The organism is Neisseria sp. 83E34 (assembly GCF_001308015.1).
Classification (GTDB): Bacteria; Pseudomonadota; Gammaproteobacteria; order Burkholderiales; family Neisseriaceae; genus Neisseria.
On sequence record NZ_LGYH01000002.1, the window covers coordinates 102,304 to 119,376 of the forward strand.

Consider the following 17,073-nt stretch of genomic DNA (forward strand, 5'->3'; position numbering starts at 1 on the left):
GTATTATCCTGCCCGATGCTATCTGCGTGTGATTAGGTTTATAAATGGTAGGTTTTGCCGCTATACGGGCGGTAGCCCCAAATTGCTTTGGCATTGAATGATTTACCATTCTGCTTTATAGGTGCTTAAATTATTTTAACCATATTTAACCATAAAGAAAATATCGGAATGTTTCACAGCGTTGGTTCGACTTATGCGGGATACATAAGTTTTCGGCTATGCAAACCATGCTGCTTGCGATGTCTGACTGAAATGATTTTCAGACAGGCATTATTCTGCTTTGAATATCGAAGTATCAGTTTGTGAAGCAGGGATTTCCGAGTCGCTTGCTTCGGCTGCTTCGGCTGCCAACCGTTTTTTCTCTGAAAGGTACAGGCTGATTTGATGTATTAAATCTTGTGTGCCTTCGTGGGTTAGGGCGCTGATTTTGAAGAGGCGCGGGGTGGTCATGTCGAAGCCGAAACGGTCGTCGGGCTCGGGATAATCCCAGCCGATTGCGTCTAGAAACCCGGTTGCACGGGTTTCTGCTTCTTCGGGCGAGAGCATGTCGAGTTTGTTCAACACGAGCCAGCGTGGTTTGTCGTAAAGCTCTTCATCGTATTTGCGCAATTCGTTGATGATGGCCAAGGCTTCTTCAGCCGGAACGACGCTTTCATCAAACGGGGCTAAGTCTACAACGTGCAATAAGAGGCCGGTGCGGGAGAGGTGTTTTAGAAAACGGTGGCCGAGGCCTGCGCCTTCTGCTGCGCCTTCAATCAGGCCGGGAATGTCGGCCATAACGAAGCTGTTATTTTCATCGATCCGCACTACGCCGAGGTTGGGGTGTAATGTGGTAAACGGGTAATCTGCCACTTTGGGGCGGGCGGCGGAAACGGCGCGGATAAGGGTGGATTTGCCGGCATTGGGCATGCCCAGCAAACCGACGTCGGCCAACACTTTCAGTTCCAAAATCAGGCTGCGTGCTTCACCTTCTTCGCCGGGCGTGGCTTGCTTGGGTGCGCGGTTAACCGAAGATTTGAAATGGATGTTGCCCAAGCCGCCTTTGCCGCCTTTGGCTAAGCAGACTTTTTGGCCGTGGCGGGTTAGATCGGCCACGATTTCATCGGTGTCTGCGTCGCGGATGAGGGTGCCCACCGGCATGCGCAGTTCGATATCGTCGGCACCTGCGCCGTAGCGGTCGGAGCCGTGGCCTTTCTCGCCGTTTTTAGCTTGATAACGTTTGACGAAGCGGTATTCGACGAGGGTGTTGATGTTTTCATCTGCCATTGCGTAAACACTGCCGCCGCGTCCGCCGTCGCCGCCGTCTGGGCCGCCGCGCGGTACGAACTTTTCACGGCGGAAGCTGACTGCGCCATTGCCGCCGCGGCCTGCTGCAACTTCGATTTTTGCTTCGTCTATAAATTTCATAACTGTATTTCTTTAAATGTAAGATGTTTTCAGACAGGCATTGAATGCCTGTCTGAAAAATATTCGGTATTTAATAATGCACGGCTATATTATAAAGAATAATGCACGTTTGGGATATTTGCATGTCTGTATGAAACATGGTTTTCAGACAGGCATTGATAAATTTAAGCCTGACTCCAGTTGCCTTGGAAATTACGTTTGCGTTTCCAGAAAGCGCGCCCGGCTTTGGCTTTGATGTTTAATGTGCCGCCGGCAGGGCCGTCGGTGGCCAGTGTAAGCTGCTTTAATCGGCCTTGCTTTAGCGCTTGCCATGCCGGGGCGAAAAAGCGTTCGTCCCAAGCTTCCAAGGTATGTTTGTATGTCCATACATCACTGGTATGGGCGGTGTTGGCCAAGTCGTCCAGAAAGATAAGATGCCTGTCTGAAGCAGGCGCTTCTGCTACCAAATGTTGCCAGGCAGCGTAGTCGTAAGGAGCATCGAATTTCGGGCCGGTGTGGGCTTGAGCCCATTCGTTGTCGGTAGCAAGCGGTGCAGCAAGGGTTTGTGTGCCAATCAGGTCGGACCATAACCAAATGCCGTTAACCGAAGGCTGGCCTTGGGCGGCACGTTCAGTGTTGATGCTGCATGAGTGCAGCCACATTTGGATTTCGGTTTCATATTGCATCCATTGCGTTGAGTCGGCACCTTCCGCGCGTGTTGCGCCGTCTAGCGAACCCAAAACATCAAGTATGCAGGGAACCTGCCAGTCGGGTTGGTTGGATGTTTCTACCAGCCATAAGTCCGGCCGGTAAACATGAAAATGCCAATCTGAATCTGCATAAAAATGATTTAATCCCCGGCAAAAATCTTCAGCTTGCTGCGCTGAAATACCTAAGCCCGAACCGCCCAACATGCTGGCGTTGTGCATACCTATCTGTTGCCATACCGGGCTGGCAAATACGGCGTTTTGCTGAGGCGCGATACTAAGTGCTTGTTTGGCATGTGTAATCAAGCTGCCTTGCCATAGAAAAGATGCAAAAAATGAAGAAGCATCAGCAGGGCGGTGTATAAGTGTGCCGAAACGCAACAGCTCGTTTAAAACAGGCGTATGCAAGGCCGGCATCTGCGCCGGATTGTTTTGATTTAGTGCCGGAAGGGCGATGGTTAGCTCCATGCTGGGTACAACGAAAAATGTAAAAACCGCATTCTACGTTATTTTTTAAGCGCTTGCCGTAGTTTGGTGTATGTGCGTTCGAAGCGGGAGGCAGTTTTATGTTAAAATATTTATTGAGATAAATTGGGTAAAAAAGAGCAAACGATAATGTCAATTCGACAGATAGCCCTGATAATACTGACGAAAATTTATTTATCTGACATTAATTCAAATTGTGAAACGTCATCTTGAAGGCGTAAACGGTGCGCAACCCGCACCACGAAACATTCAGGACAGAACCGTGACAACAGAAAAGAAACCAATAGCAACAACAGTTAAAAAACCGATCCGCTGGACTCTATTGGGCATTATGCTGCCCGTGTCCGCCGTAATGACCACTTATGCTGTGACCGAGCCGTTACCCAAAGGGCTTTATAAAGCTGAGCGTGTCTCGCAAGAACTGCCGGCTGTGTTTGTAAAAAGTAATGAAGTGCAAAGCAGTTATTGGACTGCCGAAACCGTTCAGGTCGGCGACAGTCTGACCGATGTGCTGGCGCGCGCGGGTATTTCGGAAGGCAGCATTAAGAAAGCTTTACAGCAAAGTAAAATCGATAACAATCTGAAAAAACTGAATCCGGGGCAAACTGTAAGTATCCGTTTGGATTCAACAGGCGATGCCACAGATATCCAGTTTTTCTCCAATGACGATAATGGCGAAAGCAACTTGGTAGCCATTCAGAAAGTCAACGGCCAATGGCAGGCTTCTACATCTGAAATTACCATGAAGACTATGCCGTCTTTGCGCTCTATCGTTGTGCGCACATCTGCACAAGGTGCCTTGGCGCAGGCCGGTGTCGGCATTGAGTTGCGTGAATCCTTGCGCGATATTTTCAGCGACAAAGTAAATGTTGACGAGCTGCGTCCGGGCGATCAAATCCGCTTGTTGTATAACAGCATGTATTTCCGCGGTCAGGAGATGGCTGCAGGCGATATTTTGGCAGCTGAAGTGATTAAAGGCAGCAAAACCTACAAAGCCTACTATTATGATAAAGGCGATGAGGGCGGTAGCTATTATGACGAGCGCGGAAAATCATTAAAGCATACCAGTGCATTTAATGTGAAGCCGGTTGAATATACTCGAATTTCGTCGCCCTATGGTGTGCGTATGCACCCGGTGCTTCATACGGTAAAAATGCACACGGGTATTGATTATGCCGCGCCTGAAGGTACACCGATTCGTGCACCTGCCGACGGTGCAGTAACATGGAAAGGCTGGAAAGGCGGCTACGGCCATACCGTTATGCTGATGCATGCGAATGGTGTGGAAACTTTGTATGGACACATGAGTGCTTATGCTCCGATAGGTTCTGCTGTGAAAGCAGGAGATGTAATCGGCTATGTGGGCAGCACAGGCCGCTCTACCGGCCCGCACCTGCATTATGAAGCGCGTATTAACGGCCAACATGTGAACCCTACAACAGTTGCCTTGCCTACACCAAAAATGGAGCAAGTAAATATGGCGCATTTCAATCAGCAACGTGAGAAATCAGATACCATGCTCTCTGCGATCCGTAATCTTCCGATAACGGTGGCGCAAGTAGATTAATTCTGATTTTTATACTGCCATATTAGAGAATGCCTGTCTGAAAGTATTTTTCAGACAGGCATTCTCTATATTTCTATATAAAGATTGAGTTTTATCATTATATGAAAGAAATATGACAAAAAATGTCATCGGCAATTTGGCAGTAAATGTTCGTTATGACAAAAAATGGCAAAAAATAGACGCATCATGATAGGAAGTAATTGGTCAATCAGTTGGAAAATTTGTTCGTAATTTTTTAATATTTATTAAAAACAATAAGATATAATATTTTTCTAATTTAATTTATAAATTGGCATGATAAGTGCTGGATATTTTATGTCTGCAAAGCAGCGCAGACACAATTAAGGGAAATTAATTTAATTAAAGCCAAAACACATTACGGTAAGCGTCTCAAACGCAAAAAAAAACTTAAAGAAAGAAAAATACCCAAACACATCACGGAATCAAGCAGGAAAGGGGAAGCGTTAAGTAAATACATTATTAGGGAAACGTCTGATTACTCAAAAAATTAATTCAAGGGAAACAATAGGCCAAATACATTAAGGGGAAAGCGTCAGCAGTAAAAAGCGCAAAAAGAACACAGGCCAAACACATTAAGCAGTCAATGCACTATCTAATGCGGGCGCAGTGGGTTATCGGAATCACCGTAATCCGTTGGTTTAAGATCCGCAGTTAAAGGATTCAGTCGGTTGAGCAGTATGATCGGGGGAAAATCTGTAATCCGGCTGGCAGGCATAAATATTTTTGCATGGATTTGTGCCTGCAATCCATTATCGGGCAGACAGGGGGTGTTTGCTTTGATAATTTAAGCTGTATTTCTAACTTAAAGCTTCTTTAATAGTATTATTAAAGAAGCTCTTTTTTTGCTTTTTATTTCACAGCTATAAAGAGATGCTCGAGGCAAGTTTGAATATGCAGGTAAATGATATGAATGATGAGCATGCCTGTCTGAAAACTTTCTTTTCAGACAGGCATGACGTTGTGCCGGTTTATCGGGAATTTCACTATATGTCCCGGCTTTTTGCTTAAGGCTATTTCAATAGCTGAATGCCAGCCCTCTAATTTAGCTGCAAGTAATGACGTGCAGGCCGTTTCGCATTATCATTAACCAACCAAGCCGGTTGTGATTTAAAGGAAAAGACTATGTATGAAGTAAACCGAAGTGTATTTTTGCTGATTCCGCTGGATCCTTTCTGGAACTGGTTGCAAGATATTGGTGTGGATGCAGAAGACTTTACTTTAGAAGATTTGCAAGCTGATGCGAATTCCTATCTGATCAGCCCTTGTGATGATGTTGAGCAGGTGTGGGAAGAAATCGAATCACGTTTTGAAGAGATATTTGCTGCCGAGTTGGCTGACTGGTGTGAAGATGAAAGCCTGTGGCCGGACTTTCACCCTGATATTTTTCAAGAATGGTTTGATATCCAACTTTCCACCATCGTTACCGATTTATCTGCCGAGCCTTTGGCGCGTGAATCTTTCCAGCCGATTACGTTAAGCTGATATGACGATTTCCGTACGAAGCTATCATCTCGATGGTTATGGCCATGTAAACAATGCGCGCTATCTTGAGTTTCTCGAAGAAGCGCGTTGGGCTTTTTTTGAGCAAAAAGGGTTGTCTGATCTTTTGCAAGGCATACAGATGGTGGTGTCGCGCATTGATATCCGCTACCGGCGCAGCGCTACTGAAGGTGATGTTTTGGAAACGGGTACCCGCTTGACTGAAATTCTGCCGCGCCAGATTAAATTTAAACAGGCTATCTTTTTTGTTCAAGGGGGAAAAGCGGCGGTAGAAGCGGAAGTAACTTTGTTGAGTACACAAAATGGAAAAGCTGTCAGCTTGCCTGCGTCTTTGAGAGAAAAGCTGAGTTATTTGTTTGAGGGGGATGTGTGAAAAAAATTTTGATATTGGCTGTGTTGGTGTTGATTGGAGGCTTGATTGCCTATGTTTTAATGCCGAAAGCAGATCCTGCGCCTGATTTTTCATTAAAGGGTTTAGACGGTAAAACGTATAACAATGCCAGTCTGAAAGGTAATGTGACCTTCATTAACTTTTGGTTTCCTACTTGCCACGGTTGTGTGAGCGAGATGCCGAAAGTTATTAAAATGGCGCAGGATTATCAAGGTAAAAACTTCCAAGTATATGGAGTCGCCCAGCCGATGGATCCGTTGGAAAGCGTGGAAAACTACGCGAAAACCCGGGCGTTGCCTTTTCCTGTTATGTACGACGCAGACGGTAAAGTAGGAAAAGCGTTTAATACGATGGTATACCCGACTTCTGTATTGATTAATAAAAATGGTGAAGTGTTAAAGACTTTCGTGGGAGAACCGGATTTTTCAGCTTTGTATCAGCAGATTGATGCGGAATTGGCCCGGTAGTTGAGAATGCCTGTCTGAATTTCAGGCAGGCATTTTATATTTCACTTGTGAGAATTGTAGAAATTAAATTTTATAATTAATGAAATATAAGAAATTTACGCAATTAAATAACAAATCAAACGGAAAACAGCTTGTCAAAATCTGATAAAAACGCTAACCTAAGCAGCATTATTTACCAAAAATAAATTGAGAATAATATGAACCGCTTACAAAAAACAGATGATGTACGCATCAATGCTATTGATGAATTATTGCCGCCGATTGCCCATTTATACGAGCTGCCGGTTACCGATCAAATTGTTGATTTGGTTGTGAAAACCCGCCAGGAAATTGCTGATTTGGTACATGGGAAAGACAACCGCTTGTTGGTCATCATCGGGCCGTGTTCCATACATGATCCGAAAGCCGCAATCGAATATGCGCAACGCTTACTGCCGCTGCGGAAAAAATATGAAAAAGAATTGCTGATTGTGATGCGCGTTTATTTTGAAAAGCCGCGCACCACCGTAGGCTGGAAAGGTTTGATTAACGACCCGTACATTGACGGTACATTCGACATTAATTTCGGCTTGCGCCAAGCGCGTAAATTATTATTAGATTTAAACACCTTGGGTATGCCGGCATCTACAGAGTTCTTAGACATGATCACGCCGCAATATTATGCTGATCTGATTTCGTGGGGCGCTATCGGTGCCCGCACAACGGAGAGTCAGGTTCACCGAGAACTTGCTTCCGGCTTGTCTTGCCCGGTTGGGTTCAAAAACGGCACAGACGGCAATCTGAAGATCGCCATCGACGCCATCGGCGCAGCCTCACATCCGCACCATTTCCTTTCGGTTACCAAAACCGGCCACAGCGCCATCGTACATACTGCCGGTAATAAAGATTGCCACGTTATCTTGCGCGGTGGCAAAGAACCGAATTATGACAGCAAGCATGTGAAAGCGGCGGCAGAAGAGTTGGTTAAAGCGGGCGCAACCCCAAAATTGATGGTTGATTTCAGCCATGCGAACAGCCGTAAAGATTACAAACGTCAAATGGAAGTGGCTCAAGATGTTGCACAGCAGCTTCGTAACGGCGAAAACAACATCATGGGTGTTATGGTGGAAAGCCATTTGATAGAAGGCCGTCAGGACAAACCTGAAACTTATGGCCAAAGTATTACGGATGCCTGTATCGGTTGGGGGGAAACTGAAGCGCTGCTTGAATTGCTGGCTGAGGCAAACCGAAGCCGTGTGTAACACAGCGTGTAGCAGATATTTCCATACGCCTGTCTGAAAATATTTTCAGACAGGCGTGTTTTATTCCGGAGTAAGGCATACGGTTGATGCACTATATATCGTCTAAATTAGAAGGGGGATTATAGAGAGCATAACGATGTTGTTAATTGAGAGAGGAGAGTTAAAGATGGGATAGATGCTTTTCTCTTGTGAGTGTGTTGCCAGTGAGAGCGGTTTCTGGTTTTTAACCAGAGATGTTAAAACGAAAGAGAAGTAGAAAAGAATGCAGTGATGACAAATTTTCTAAAAAATAAGGCTATTCACGATGCTACGCTGTTGGTATACCGCGGTGATGCCAAGTGTATTGACGAGTCTAAAGGCCGTATGACTAATGATTCGCCGTTTGCCATTGCCAGTGTTTCAAAGCTGTATACGCATGCACTGATTTTTCAGCTAATTGACGGTGGCGCATTGGTTTATGAAACAAAATTGACTGATGTTTTGCCGCGCGATATTACCAAACATTTACCGCAGGTTGAGGATGTAACGATCCGCCATCTTGTTGACCAGAATACTGGTTTCCCTAATTATGAAATGGATCGCCAGCCAAATGGTAAAGTGTTGATGAATGAGATTTTTCAACATGATCGGCGGGTAGAATTTGAGGAGGTGCTTGAGATTGTTTCCCGGCTGTTACCAAAATCAAAGCTGGGCGGACAAAGGGCATACTACGCTGATGTCAATGCTATGCTGTTAGGCAAAGCTGCTGAAATAATCACCGGCAAATCTGCCAAGCAATTATTGGCTGATCATATTTGCCGGCCACTTGATCTTGTGCGGACACATTGGGCGGATGGTAGCGAAAAAATAGCACCAATATATAACGGCGCACACGTAGTTGCCTGTCAACAGTACCTTGCAAGCCAAGTTTATCAAGGCGGCATCATTGCAACTAACAGTGAGCTAATGCGCTTTACGCGTGCATTTTTTGGTGGTAAGCTTTTCAGCCCCTCGCATATTGCCCGCCCGACATTCCACCCCATCCAGTTCCGCCCCCTCAAATACGGAAGCGGCATGATGCAGCTAACAGTTGCATCGTTGGTGGCATATTTTTTGGGTGGCGTTCGTGAGATTTGCGGTCATAGCGGCATCACTGGTAGCTTTGCATTTTATTGTTCACAGAAAGATGTGTTTGTTACTGGTACAGTCAATCAGTTCAAATACAAACCGTACGCAACAATATTTCGATTAATCGCGGCGTGTGATAAAAATCGGAAGTCAAACGATGAAAACTAATGCCTAAAATAGCCGCAACAATTACAGGAAACATCATTATGGCAAAACCAAAAGGCGGCCTTGGCGGCAAAGGTTTAGATTCATTATTGGCCGGCAATATAGAAGATAGTAGCGGCGACAAACTAACTACTGTTCCCATCGGCGACATTAAGCCCGGTCGTTACCAGCCGCGTGTACAAATGGATGACGAAGCTTTGCAGGAATTGGCTGAATCTATTAAAGCACAAGGCGTGATTCAGCCGGTTATCGTGCGTGAGCACGGGCTTTCACAATATGAGTTGATCGCAGGAGAGCGCAGATGGCGCGCCAGCCAATTGGCGGGATTAACCGAAATTCCGGTTGTAATTAAAAGTATCAGCGATGAAACTGCGCTGGCAATGGGTCTGATTGAAAACCTGCAGAGGGAAAATCTCAACCCTATTGAAGAAGCCCGAGGTTTGAAACGTCTTGCAGATGAATTCAGCCTTACGCACGAAACCATTGCCAAAGCAGTTGGGAAAAGCCGCAGCGCCATTTCTAATAGTTTACGTTTGCTTGGCTTGCCTGTGCCGGTGCAGGACATGCTGTATCAGCGCCGATTGGAAATGGGACATGCCAGAGCATTATTGACTTTGCCGGTTGTAGAACAACTTGAGCTTGCACAAAAAGCTGTGAAATATGGTTGGTCGGTGCGGGAAGTGGAGCGCAGAAGCCAATTGTCACAACACGGCAAGAAAACAGAATCATTAAAAAAGAATAATCCTGACATTCAGCGCCTTAACGATTTACTGACAGAAGCGCTTGGCGTAAATGCAGAGATACGTAGCTCAAATAATAAAAAAGGCAAAATTGTTTTGCACTTTGATAGTCCTGAAACATTGGATTCTTTGCTACACAAATTGGGTATTCAATTTGATTGAGTAACTTCTTAATATATTTAAAGGTTTTCGATTATCATTTTAATGATATTTAACCGTTTGCAAAATGCCTGTCTGAAAGCAAGCCTGTTTTCAGACAGGCATTCTTAGTTTATTCAAATGTAAAATTGGCATAACGATATTTTTCTTACTTGAAAAACATGGCATGAATTTGCGGCTGGTTCTTAAAAAGAATTAAGAGATAATTTGCTGTAAATGAAATATCGAATTAAATTTTTTCCAAAAAATTAATTTAATACTAAAAATTAAATTTATATTGAATTAATAAGCTATTTTTTGTAGTTTTGGATTGATGTGGCAATGTGTGAGTAAATGACATCTTTTTTGTATACTGTAAGATTTTATTGCGATTTTAATGTAATCTATTGTAATTTTAAGGGAATTAAGATGAAATACGGGCTAGATGAAAAGCAGGAAATTTCAAAGATTTTTGAAGCTAAATCTTAGCTGGCGTCTAATAAAAAAAGGCATCAAAAGGTTGACGAAAATTAACAAATTTCTTGACGCTCACACTGCTCTTTATTATAGTAGGGCCGTTAAATATATGGCCGCTGCGTGCTACAAAATTGCGGATAAACATGGGTAAGATTTTAATATTGCAAGCAGGCGTATTGCTTATCGTATCAGCAATTTTAGGTGTTGTAGGCGGTGTTCCGGCTTCGTTGTCGGCTTTGGCGGGCGGCTTGTGTTACTTGGTGCCTTCCTCTGTAACGGTATTAGTCTTAAGGCTTTTTAATCCCTACCCGAAATTTGCAGGTTATGGGTTTTTGCTCGGAGAAGGCTTAAGAATAGTACTGGCTTTGGTAATGATGTTAATTGTGTTTGCAATATGGCATCAAACGCTGGTTTTTATTCCGTTTTTATTCGGTTTGCTGGCAGTCAGTCATGTGGTTTTTTTAGTATTTTGGAAAGTTCAACGTTATGGCAAGTGAATCAATGACCGCTGCCGACTACATCAAGCACCATTTGCAAAGCTTGACCAGTTTGTCGGATGTGACCCAAGGGCAAGGCCTGAAAAATATCGCTGATTTTTCATTTATCAATATAGATGCGATATTTTTTGCCGTATTAACAGGTATATTCGGTAGTTTTCTGTTGTGGCTTGGCGCGCGGAAGGCAACTGCCGGTGTTCCTGGACGTTTTCAGGCAGCAGTAGAAATTCTGTTTGAATTTGTCGATGATATGTGTAAGGGCATTGTTCATAATGAGCAGTCCCGTAAACTGGTTGCGCCATTAGGCTTGACTTTGTTTGTTTGGATTTTCATGATGAATGCCATGGACTTACTACCGGTAGATTTGTTACCGGTAGCTTGGCAAACCGTTACCGGTGAGCACCATGCCTTGCTACGTGTTGTGCCTACAGCAGATTTGAATACTACTTTGGCGTTGGCTATCGGTGTATTGGCAATATGTATATTTTACAATATTAAGATTAAAGGTTTTGGCGGCTGGTTACATGAAATGTTCAGTGCACCATTTGGCCCGAAGCTAGGTCCTGCAAACTTTATCTTGAATATCGTTGAATTCTTGTCGAAGACTGTTTCGCACGGTATGCGATTGTTTGGTAACATGTATGCGGGCGAATTGGTTTTCTTGCTGATTGCATTATTGGGTGGTGCATGGGCTGCATCTGGTAGCATAGGTGTTTTAGACCCGATTATGTTTGTTTTCCATCTTATTGCAGGTTTGATTTGGGCTATTTTCCATATTTTGGTTATTACATTGCAAGCCTTTATTTTCATGGCTTTGGCTTTTGTTTACATTGGCCAGGCGCATGACGCGCACTAATTTAAGTTTTTCAAGTTGTTTAGTTTAGTCGTTTTTTTTAACGTTGTTTTAACCTTTAGTTTTTCTTTCAATTTTAAGGAGTTTTTGAGATGGGTTTGATTGCTATCGCTTGTGGTTTGATCGTGGCTTTGGGCGCTTTGGGTGCTTCTATCGGTATCGCCATGGTTGGTTCTAAATATTTAGAGTCTTCTGCCCGTCAGCCTGAACTGATTGGTCCTTTGCAAACTAAACTGTTCCTGATTGCAGGTTTGATTGATGCGGCTTTCCTGATTGGTGTGGCCATTGCCCTGTTGTTTGCCTTCGTTAACCCGTTCCAAGGCTAATCAAAACAGAAAACTGTTTCGATACAAACGATATTTATCCGTTTGTTTGATTAACCCTAAATGCGAAGGTTAAGTAATGAATATTAATGCAACCTTATTTGCGCAAATTCTTGTATTTATCGGTTTGGTATGGTTTACCATGCGTTTTGTGTGGCCTCCGATCGCTAAAGCATTAGATGAGCGCGCCGACAAAATCGCAGAAGGCCTGGCGGCAGCTGAGCGAGGAAAAAGTGATTTTGAGCAGGCAGAAAAGAAAGTTGCAGAACTCTTGGCCGAAGGGCGTAACCAAGTTACCGAGATGGTAACCAATGCCGAAAAACGTGCAGCGCAAATTGTAGAAGAGGCTAAAAACCAAGCTTCTGCAGAGGCTGCCCGTATTGCAGAACAAGCTAAAGCTGATGTAGAACAAGAAGCTAATCGCGCACGCGAAGCTTTGCGTGAACAGGTAGCTGTCTTGGCTGTGAAAGGTGCTGAATCAATTTTGCGTCGCGAAGTAAATGAAGCACAGCACGCTCAGTTGTTAAGCAATCTGAAACAGGAGCTGTAATATTATGGCCGAGTTCGCAACCATTGCCAGACCTTATGCGAAAGCATTATTTGAGCTGGCAGTTGAGAAAAATCAAATTGAAGCTTGGTTGGGCGGACTAAGAGAATTAGCATGGTCTGTGCAGCAAACTCCGGTTGCCGCAATGATTGAAGAAACCGAGATGAGTAGCACTCAAAAAGCAGATGAACTTGCCCGGTTGTTGAGTGAGTCTGAAGCTATGAAAAGTGAAGCATTTCGAAACTTTATTTATGTTGTGGCTGAAGAGAAGCGCCTTCAGGTTTTACCTGAAATTTATACCCAATACCAAGATTTGACTTTATCACGTAACCAAGCCCAAAAGGCGGTTATTTATAGTGCATATGAGTTTGCTGGCGAAGGTCAAAAAGCAAATATTGTCAAAGAACTTGAGCAGCACTTTAATACACGCTTGGAGGCAGAATTTGAGGTTGATCCAGAATTGATTGGCGGCCTTAAAATTGAGGTGGGTGATCAAGTACTAGATCTGTCCGTGCAGGGGAAATTAAAAAACCTGTATGCGGCAATGACGAATTAGGAGAGTTTTCATGCAGCTTAATCCTGCTGAAATTAGCGATTTGCTGAAAGCCAAAATTGAGAACCTGAATACCAAACAGGAAATACGCACACGAGGTACTGTGATTTCTGTAACTGATGGTATTGTTCGCGTACATGGCTTGTCAGATGTAATGCAAGGTGAAATGCTTGAATTTCCCGGTAACACTTTTGGTTTGGCAATGAACTTGGAGCGAGACTCCGTCGGCGCCGTTGTGTTAGGTGAGTACGAGCATATTAAAGAAGGCGACGAAGTTAAATGCACTAACCGCATTCTTGAAGTGCCAATTGGTCGTGAATTGGTTGGTCGCGTAGTTAATGCTTTGGGTCAGCCTATTGATGGAAAAGGCCCAATCCATACAACACTGACTGCACCAATTGAAAAAATTGCTCCGGGTGTAATTGCCCGTCAATCGGTAGACCAGCCAATGCAAACAGGCTTGAAATCTATTGACTCAATGGTTCCTATTGGTAGGGGACAACGTGAGTTGATCATTGGTGACCGTCAAACAGGTAAGACAGCTGTTGCTTTGGATGCTATTGTTAATCAAAAGGGTAACGGCGTTATCTGTATTTATGTTGCTATTGGTCAGAAAGCTTCATCTATTGCCAACGTGGTGCGTAAATTGGAAGAGCATGGTGCAATGGAGCACACCATTATCGTGGCTGCCACAGCTTCCGAAGCTGCAGCTCTGCAATTTATTGCACCGTATGCTGGTTGTACGATGGGTGAATTTTTCCGTGACCGTGGTGAAGATGCATTGATTGTATATGATGATTTGTCGAAACAAGCAGTTGCTTATCGTCAAATTTCTTTGCTGTTGCGTCGTCCTCCTGGCCGTGAAGCTTATCCTGGTGACGTATTCTACTTGCACTCTCGTTTATTAGAGCGTGCCGCTCGTATTAATGCTGATGAAGTAGAAAAGTTGACCAATGGAGAGGTAAAAGGCAAGACGGGTTCATTAACAGCACTGCCAATTATTGAAACTCAGGCTGGTGACGTTTCCGCATTCGTACCGACTAACGTAATCTCGATTACTGATGGTCAGATTTTCTTGGAAACTGACTTGTTTAACTCCGGTATCCGCCCTGCAATCAATGCTGGTATTTCGGTGTCGCGAGTGGGTGGTGCTGCTCAAACTAAAGTTATTAAGAAATTAGGAGGCGGTATTCGTTTGGCTTTGGCGCAATATCGTGAGTTGGCAGCGTTCTCACAATTCGCTTCAGATTTAGATGAGGCTACTCGCAAACAACTGCAGCATGGTGAGGTTGTGACTGAATTGATGAAACAAAAACAATTCAGCACTTTAAATACCGCAGAAATGGCATTGACTTTGTGGGCTATTAATAATGGTTCTTACGAAGACGTTCCCGTTTCTAAAGCTTTAGCTTTTGAGGCAGAATTCTTGAGCTATGTGCGCACTCAGCATCCTGATGTTTTGAATGCTATTAATGCATCTGGTGCGATGTCTGATGAGAGTGAACAAGTGCTGACTCAAGCCATGAAGTCCTTCAAATCTTCTTACAATTATCAAGCGTAAGATTAAAGAAACTGAAAGGAGTCTGAAATGGCAGTAGGAAAAGAGATTCTCACCAAAATTCGCAGTGTTCAGAATACTCAAAAGATCACTAAAGCGATGCAGATGGTGTCAACCTCTAAAATGCGGAAGACTCAAGAGCGCATGCGTTTGGCTAGACCTTATGCTGAGAAAGTCCGGTTTGTAATGAGCCGATTGGCTCAAGCTAGCGATAAAGAGCACGGCATTAAGCTATTAGAAGAGCATAAAAGTGTACAGCGTGCAGGCTTTATTTTGATTACCACTGATAAAGGTTTGTGTGGTGGTTTAAATGCCAACATTCTGAAAAAGTTCTTAATGCAAGTGCAGGAATATCAATCTCAAGGTGTTGAAGTTGATGTTGTTTGTATTGGTAGCAAAGGTTTGGCTGCGTGCCAGCGTATCGGCTTAAATGTGATTGCCAGCGTTACTAACTTGGGTGATACACCTAAGATGGAAATGATGTTGGGTCCATTAACAGAGATTTTCCAACGATATGAAAAACATGAGTTAGATACAATTCATATTGTATATTCAGGTTTTATCAATACGATGCGACAAGAGCCGCGTATGGAAGTACTTTTGCCGATTGGTCAAAGTGTTCTTGAGGAAATGGGAGACGGTAAATACAATTGGGATTACCGTTATGAGCCGAGCTCGTCAGCAGTGTTGGAATATTTAGTCCGCCGTTATTTAGAGTCTGTGGTTTACCAAGCATTAAGCGATAATATGGCTTCAGAACAAGCTGCCCGTATGGTGGCGATGAAAGCCGCAACAGACAATGCTGGTAATGCAATTAAAGAATTGCGTTTGGTGTATAACAAATCTCGCCAAGCAGCAATTACCACAGAATTGTCAGAAATTGTGGCAGGTGCTGCTGCCGTTTAAGGTGTGCAGTCTGCCAACTAAACAATATAGGATACGATAATGAGCCAAGGCAAAATCGTACAAATTATCGGTGCGGTAGTTGACGTGGAGTTTCCGCGAGATGCTATCCCACGCGTATATGATGCCCTGAAGTTAGTCGATACTGACTTGACGTTGGAAGTACAACAACAGTTGGGAGATGGAGTTGTCCGCACTATTGCAATGGGTAGTTCGGATGGTTTAAAGCGAGGTTTGGCGGTTGCTAATACTGGTGCTCCGATTACTGTTCCGGTAGGTAAAGCGACACTGGGCCGTATTATGGACGTATTGGGCAATCCTGTTGATGAAGCAGGTCCAATCGGTTCCGAACAGACTCGTGCTATTCACCAACCTGCTCCTAAATTCGATGAGTTGTCTAGTGCCACCGAGATTTTGGAAACTGGTATTAAAGTAATTGATTTGCTTTGTCCGTTTGCCAAAGGTGGTAAAGTAGGCTTGTTTGGTGGTGCCGGTGTAGGTAAAACCGTAAATATGATGGAGCTGATTAATAACATCGCAAAAGCACATAGCGGTTTGTCTGTGTTTGCGGGTGTTGGCGAGCGTACTCGTGAGGGTAATGACTTTTACCATGAGATGAAAGATTCCAATGTATTGGATAAAGTAGCCATGGTTTACGGTCAGATGAATGAACCTCCGGGTAACCGTTTACGTGTTGCTTTGACCGGCTTGTCTATGGCGGAATTTTTCCGTGATGAAAAAGATGAAAACGGTAAAGGCCGTGATGTACTTTTCTTTGTAGACAACATTTATCGTTATACTTTGGCCGGTACAGAGGTATCTGCATTGTTGGGCCGTATGCCTTCAGCGGTAGGTTATCAACCGACTTTGGCTGAAGAAATGGGCCGTTTGCAGGAGCGTATTACTTCAACTCAAACCGGTTCTATTACTTCTATCCAAGCCGTATATGTACCTGCGGATGACTTGACTGACCCGTCTCCGGCAACAACATTTGCCCACTTGGATGCAACCGTAGTATTGAGCCGTGATATTGCTTCATTAGGTATTTACCCTGCCGTAGACCCACTTGACTCTACTTCGCGTCAATTGGATCCGATGGTATTGGGTCAAGAACACTATGATGTAGCACGTGGCGTGCAATCGACATTGCAAAAATACAAAGAATTGCGTGATATTATCGCGATTCTTGGTATGGATGAATTGTCTGATGAAGACAAACTGACTGTAATGCGTGCACGTAAAATTCAACGTTTCTTGTCACAACCGTTCCACGTTGCAGAAGTGTTTACAGGTTCGCCGGGTAAATATGTGTCCTTGCGCGACACAATTGCGGGTTTCAAAGCTATTTTGAGCGGTGAATATGACCATTTGCCAGAACAAGCGTTCTATATGGTAGGCGGTATTGAAGAAGCCGTTGAAAAAGGTAAAACCTTAAGTTAAGGAGGC

Annotated in this window: 17 protein-coding genes; 15 read left to right on the plus strand and 2 right to left on the minus strand. The window is 44.0% G+C overall.

The window, feature by feature from the left end; all coding sequences use genetic code 11:
- Positions 1-270: 270 nt before the first annotated feature.
- On the minus strand, positions 271-1,407 hold the full coding sequence (obgE, locus tag AKG09_RS02745; RefSeq protein ID WP_054617961.1) for a GTPase ObgE: 1,137 nt from the start codon (positions 1,405-1,407) through the stop codon (positions 271-273).
- Between the two features lie 164 nt (positions 1,408-1,571).
- Positions 1,572-2,561 carry a hypothetical protein gene (locus AKG09_RS02750; protein WP_054617962.1) on the minus strand — a complete coding sequence of 330 codons (990 nt, stop codon included), beginning with the start codon at positions 2,559-2,561 and terminating at the stop codon, positions 1,572-1,574.
- Positions 2,562-2,910: 349 nt separating this feature from the next.
- Between AKG09_RS02750 and AKG09_RS02755 the strand changes: the two genes are divergently transcribed.
- The 15 genes from AKG09_RS02755 to atpD all read left to right on the plus strand — a co-directional run bounded on the left by AKG09_RS02755 (position 2,911) and on the right by atpD (position 17,067).
- On the plus strand, positions 2,911-4,146 hold the full coding sequence (locus AKG09_RS02755; protein WP_369814077.1) for a LysM peptidoglycan-binding domain-containing M23 family metallopeptidase: 1,236 nt from the start codon (positions 2,911-2,913) through the stop codon (positions 4,144-4,146).
- Between the two features lie 1,143 nt (positions 4,147-5,289).
- Complete coding sequence (locus AKG09_RS02760; protein WP_054617964.1) at positions 5,290-5,649, plus strand: hypothetical protein; 360 nt, start codon at positions 5,290-5,292, stop codon at positions 5,647-5,649.
- A 1-nt stretch (position 5,650) separates the two neighbouring features.
- Complete coding sequence (locus AKG09_RS02765; RefSeq protein WP_054617965.1) at positions 5,651-6,040, plus strand: thioesterase family protein; 390 nt, start codon at positions 5,651-5,653, stop codon at positions 6,038-6,040.
- Positions 6,037-6,525, plus strand: coding sequence for a peroxiredoxin (locus AKG09_RS02770; protein ID WP_054617966.1), 489 nt, complete (start codon positions 6,037-6,039; stop codon positions 6,523-6,525). Before AKG09_RS02765 ends, AKG09_RS02770 begins: the two co-directional genes overlap by 4 nt.
- A 197-nt stretch (positions 6,526-6,722) precedes the next feature.
- Positions 6,723-7,766: a 3-deoxy-7-phosphoheptulonate synthase AroG gene (aroG, locus tag AKG09_RS02775; protein ID WP_054617967.1), complete on the plus strand. Its 1,044-nt coding sequence runs from the start codon at positions 6,723-6,725 to the stop codon at positions 7,764-7,766.
- A gap of 270 nt (positions 7,767-8,036) precedes the next feature.
- Positions 8,037-9,041: a serine hydrolase gene (locus AKG09_RS02780; RefSeq protein ID WP_054617968.1), complete on the plus strand. Its 1,005-nt coding sequence runs from the start codon at positions 8,037-8,039 to the stop codon at positions 9,039-9,041.
- Between the two features lie 38 nt (positions 9,042-9,079).
- Positions 9,080-9,940, plus strand: coding sequence for a ParB/RepB/Spo0J family partition protein (locus tag AKG09_RS02785; RefSeq protein ID WP_054617969.1), 861 nt, complete (start codon positions 9,080-9,082; stop codon positions 9,938-9,940).
- A 596-nt stretch (positions 9,941-10,536) separates the two neighbouring features.
- Positions 10,537-10,890 carry an ATP synthase subunit I gene (locus tag AKG09_RS02795; protein WP_054617971.1) on the plus strand — a complete coding sequence of 118 codons (354 nt, stop codon included), beginning with the start codon at positions 10,537-10,539 and terminating at the stop codon, positions 10,888-10,890.
- Positions 10,880-11,746: a F0F1 ATP synthase subunit A gene (gene atpB / locus AKG09_RS02800; RefSeq protein ID WP_054617972.1), complete on the plus strand. Its 867-nt coding sequence runs from the start codon at positions 10,880-10,882 to the stop codon at positions 11,744-11,746. Before AKG09_RS02795 ends, atpB begins: the two co-directional genes overlap by 11 nt.
- A gap of 89 nt (positions 11,747-11,835) precedes the next feature.
- Positions 11,836-12,069 carry a F0F1 ATP synthase subunit C gene (gene atpE / locus AKG09_RS02805; protein WP_002642492.1) on the plus strand — a complete coding sequence of 78 codons (234 nt, stop codon included), beginning with the start codon at positions 11,836-11,838 and terminating at the stop codon, positions 12,067-12,069.
- 76 nt (positions 12,070-12,145) lie between these two features.
- Entirely contained in the window at positions 12,146-12,616 is a 471-nt protein-coding gene (locus tag AKG09_RS02810; protein ID WP_054617973.1) for a F0F1 ATP synthase subunit B, read from the plus strand.
- Between the two features lie 4 nt (positions 12,617-12,620).
- Complete coding sequence (locus AKG09_RS02815; RefSeq protein ID WP_054617974.1) at positions 12,621-13,169, plus strand: F0F1 ATP synthase subunit delta; 549 nt, start codon at positions 12,621-12,623, stop codon at positions 13,167-13,169.
- Between the two features lie 10 nt (positions 13,170-13,179).
- Positions 13,180-14,727 carry a F0F1 ATP synthase subunit alpha gene (atpA, locus tag AKG09_RS02820; protein WP_054617975.1) on the plus strand — a complete coding sequence of 516 codons (1,548 nt, stop codon included), beginning with the start codon at positions 13,180-13,182 and terminating at the stop codon, positions 14,725-14,727.
- A gap of 27 nt (positions 14,728-14,754) precedes the next feature.
- A complete protein-coding gene (gene atpG / locus AKG09_RS02825; RefSeq protein WP_054617976.1) occupies positions 14,755-15,630 on the plus strand; it encodes a F0F1 ATP synthase subunit gamma in 876 nt (291 codons plus the stop codon).
- A 39-nt stretch (positions 15,631-15,669) separates the two neighbouring features.
- Positions 15,670-17,067 (plus strand): F0F1 ATP synthase subunit beta, encoded by a 1,398-nt coding sequence (gene atpD, locus AKG09_RS02830; RefSeq protein ID WP_054617977.1) that lies wholly within the window; start codon positions 15,670-15,672, stop codon positions 17,065-17,067.
- The last annotated feature ends 6 nt before the right edge of the window (positions 17,068-17,073 follow it).

Coding starts and splice junctions, on each gene's coding strand:
- AKG09_RS02785 (WP_054617969.1), top strand. CDS start 9,080: ATGGCAAAACCAAAAGGCGGCCTTGGCGGCAAAGGTTTAGATTCATTA.
- AKG09_RS02760 (WP_054617964.1), top strand. CDS start 5,290: ATGTATGAAGTAAACCGAAGTGTATTTTTGCTGATTCCGCTGGATCCT.
- AKG09_RS02765 (WP_054617965.1), top strand. CDS start 5,651: ATGACGATTTCCGTACGAAGCTATCATCTCGATGGTTATGGCCATGTA.
- aroG (WP_054617967.1), top strand. CDS start 6,723: ATGAACCGCTTACAAAAAACAGATGATGTACGCATCAATGCTATTGAT.
- atpB (WP_054617972.1), top strand. CDS start 10,880: ATGGCAAGTGAATCAATGACCGCTGCCGACTACATCAAGCACCATTTG.
- AKG09_RS02755 (WP_369814077.1), top strand. CDS start 2,911: ATGCTGCCCGTGTCCGCCGTAATGACCACTTATGCTGTGACCGAGCCG.
- atpG (WP_054617976.1), top strand. CDS start 14,755: ATGGCAGTAGGAAAAGAGATTCTCACCAAAATTCGCAGTGTTCAGAAT.
- AKG09_RS02750 (WP_054617962.1), bottom strand. CDS start 2,561: ATGGAGCTAACCATCGCCCTTCCGGCACTAAATCAAAACAATCCGGCG.
- AKG09_RS02810 (WP_054617973.1), top strand. CDS start 12,146: ATGAATATTAATGCAACCTTATTTGCGCAAATTCTTGTATTTATCGGT.
- AKG09_RS02795 (WP_054617971.1), top strand. CDS start 10,537: ATGGGTAAGATTTTAATATTGCAAGCAGGCGTATTGCTTATCGTATCA.
- AKG09_RS02815 (WP_054617974.1), top strand. CDS start 12,621: ATGGCCGAGTTCGCAACCATTGCCAGACCTTATGCGAAAGCATTATTT.
- obgE (WP_054617961.1), bottom strand. CDS start 1,407: ATGAAATTTATAGACGAAGCAAAAATCGAAGTTGCAGCAGGCCGCGGC.
- atpA (WP_054617975.1), top strand. CDS start 13,180: ATGCAGCTTAATCCTGCTGAAATTAGCGATTTGCTGAAAGCCAAAATT.
- atpD (WP_054617977.1), top strand. CDS start 15,670: ATGAGCCAAGGCAAAATCGTACAAATTATCGGTGCGGTAGTTGACGTG.
- AKG09_RS02780 (WP_054617968.1), top strand. CDS start 8,037: ATGACAAATTTTCTAAAAAATAAGGCTATTCACGATGCTACGCTGTTG.
- atpE (WP_002642492.1), top strand. CDS start 11,836: ATGGGTTTGATTGCTATCGCTTGTGGTTTGATCGTGGCTTTGGGCGCT.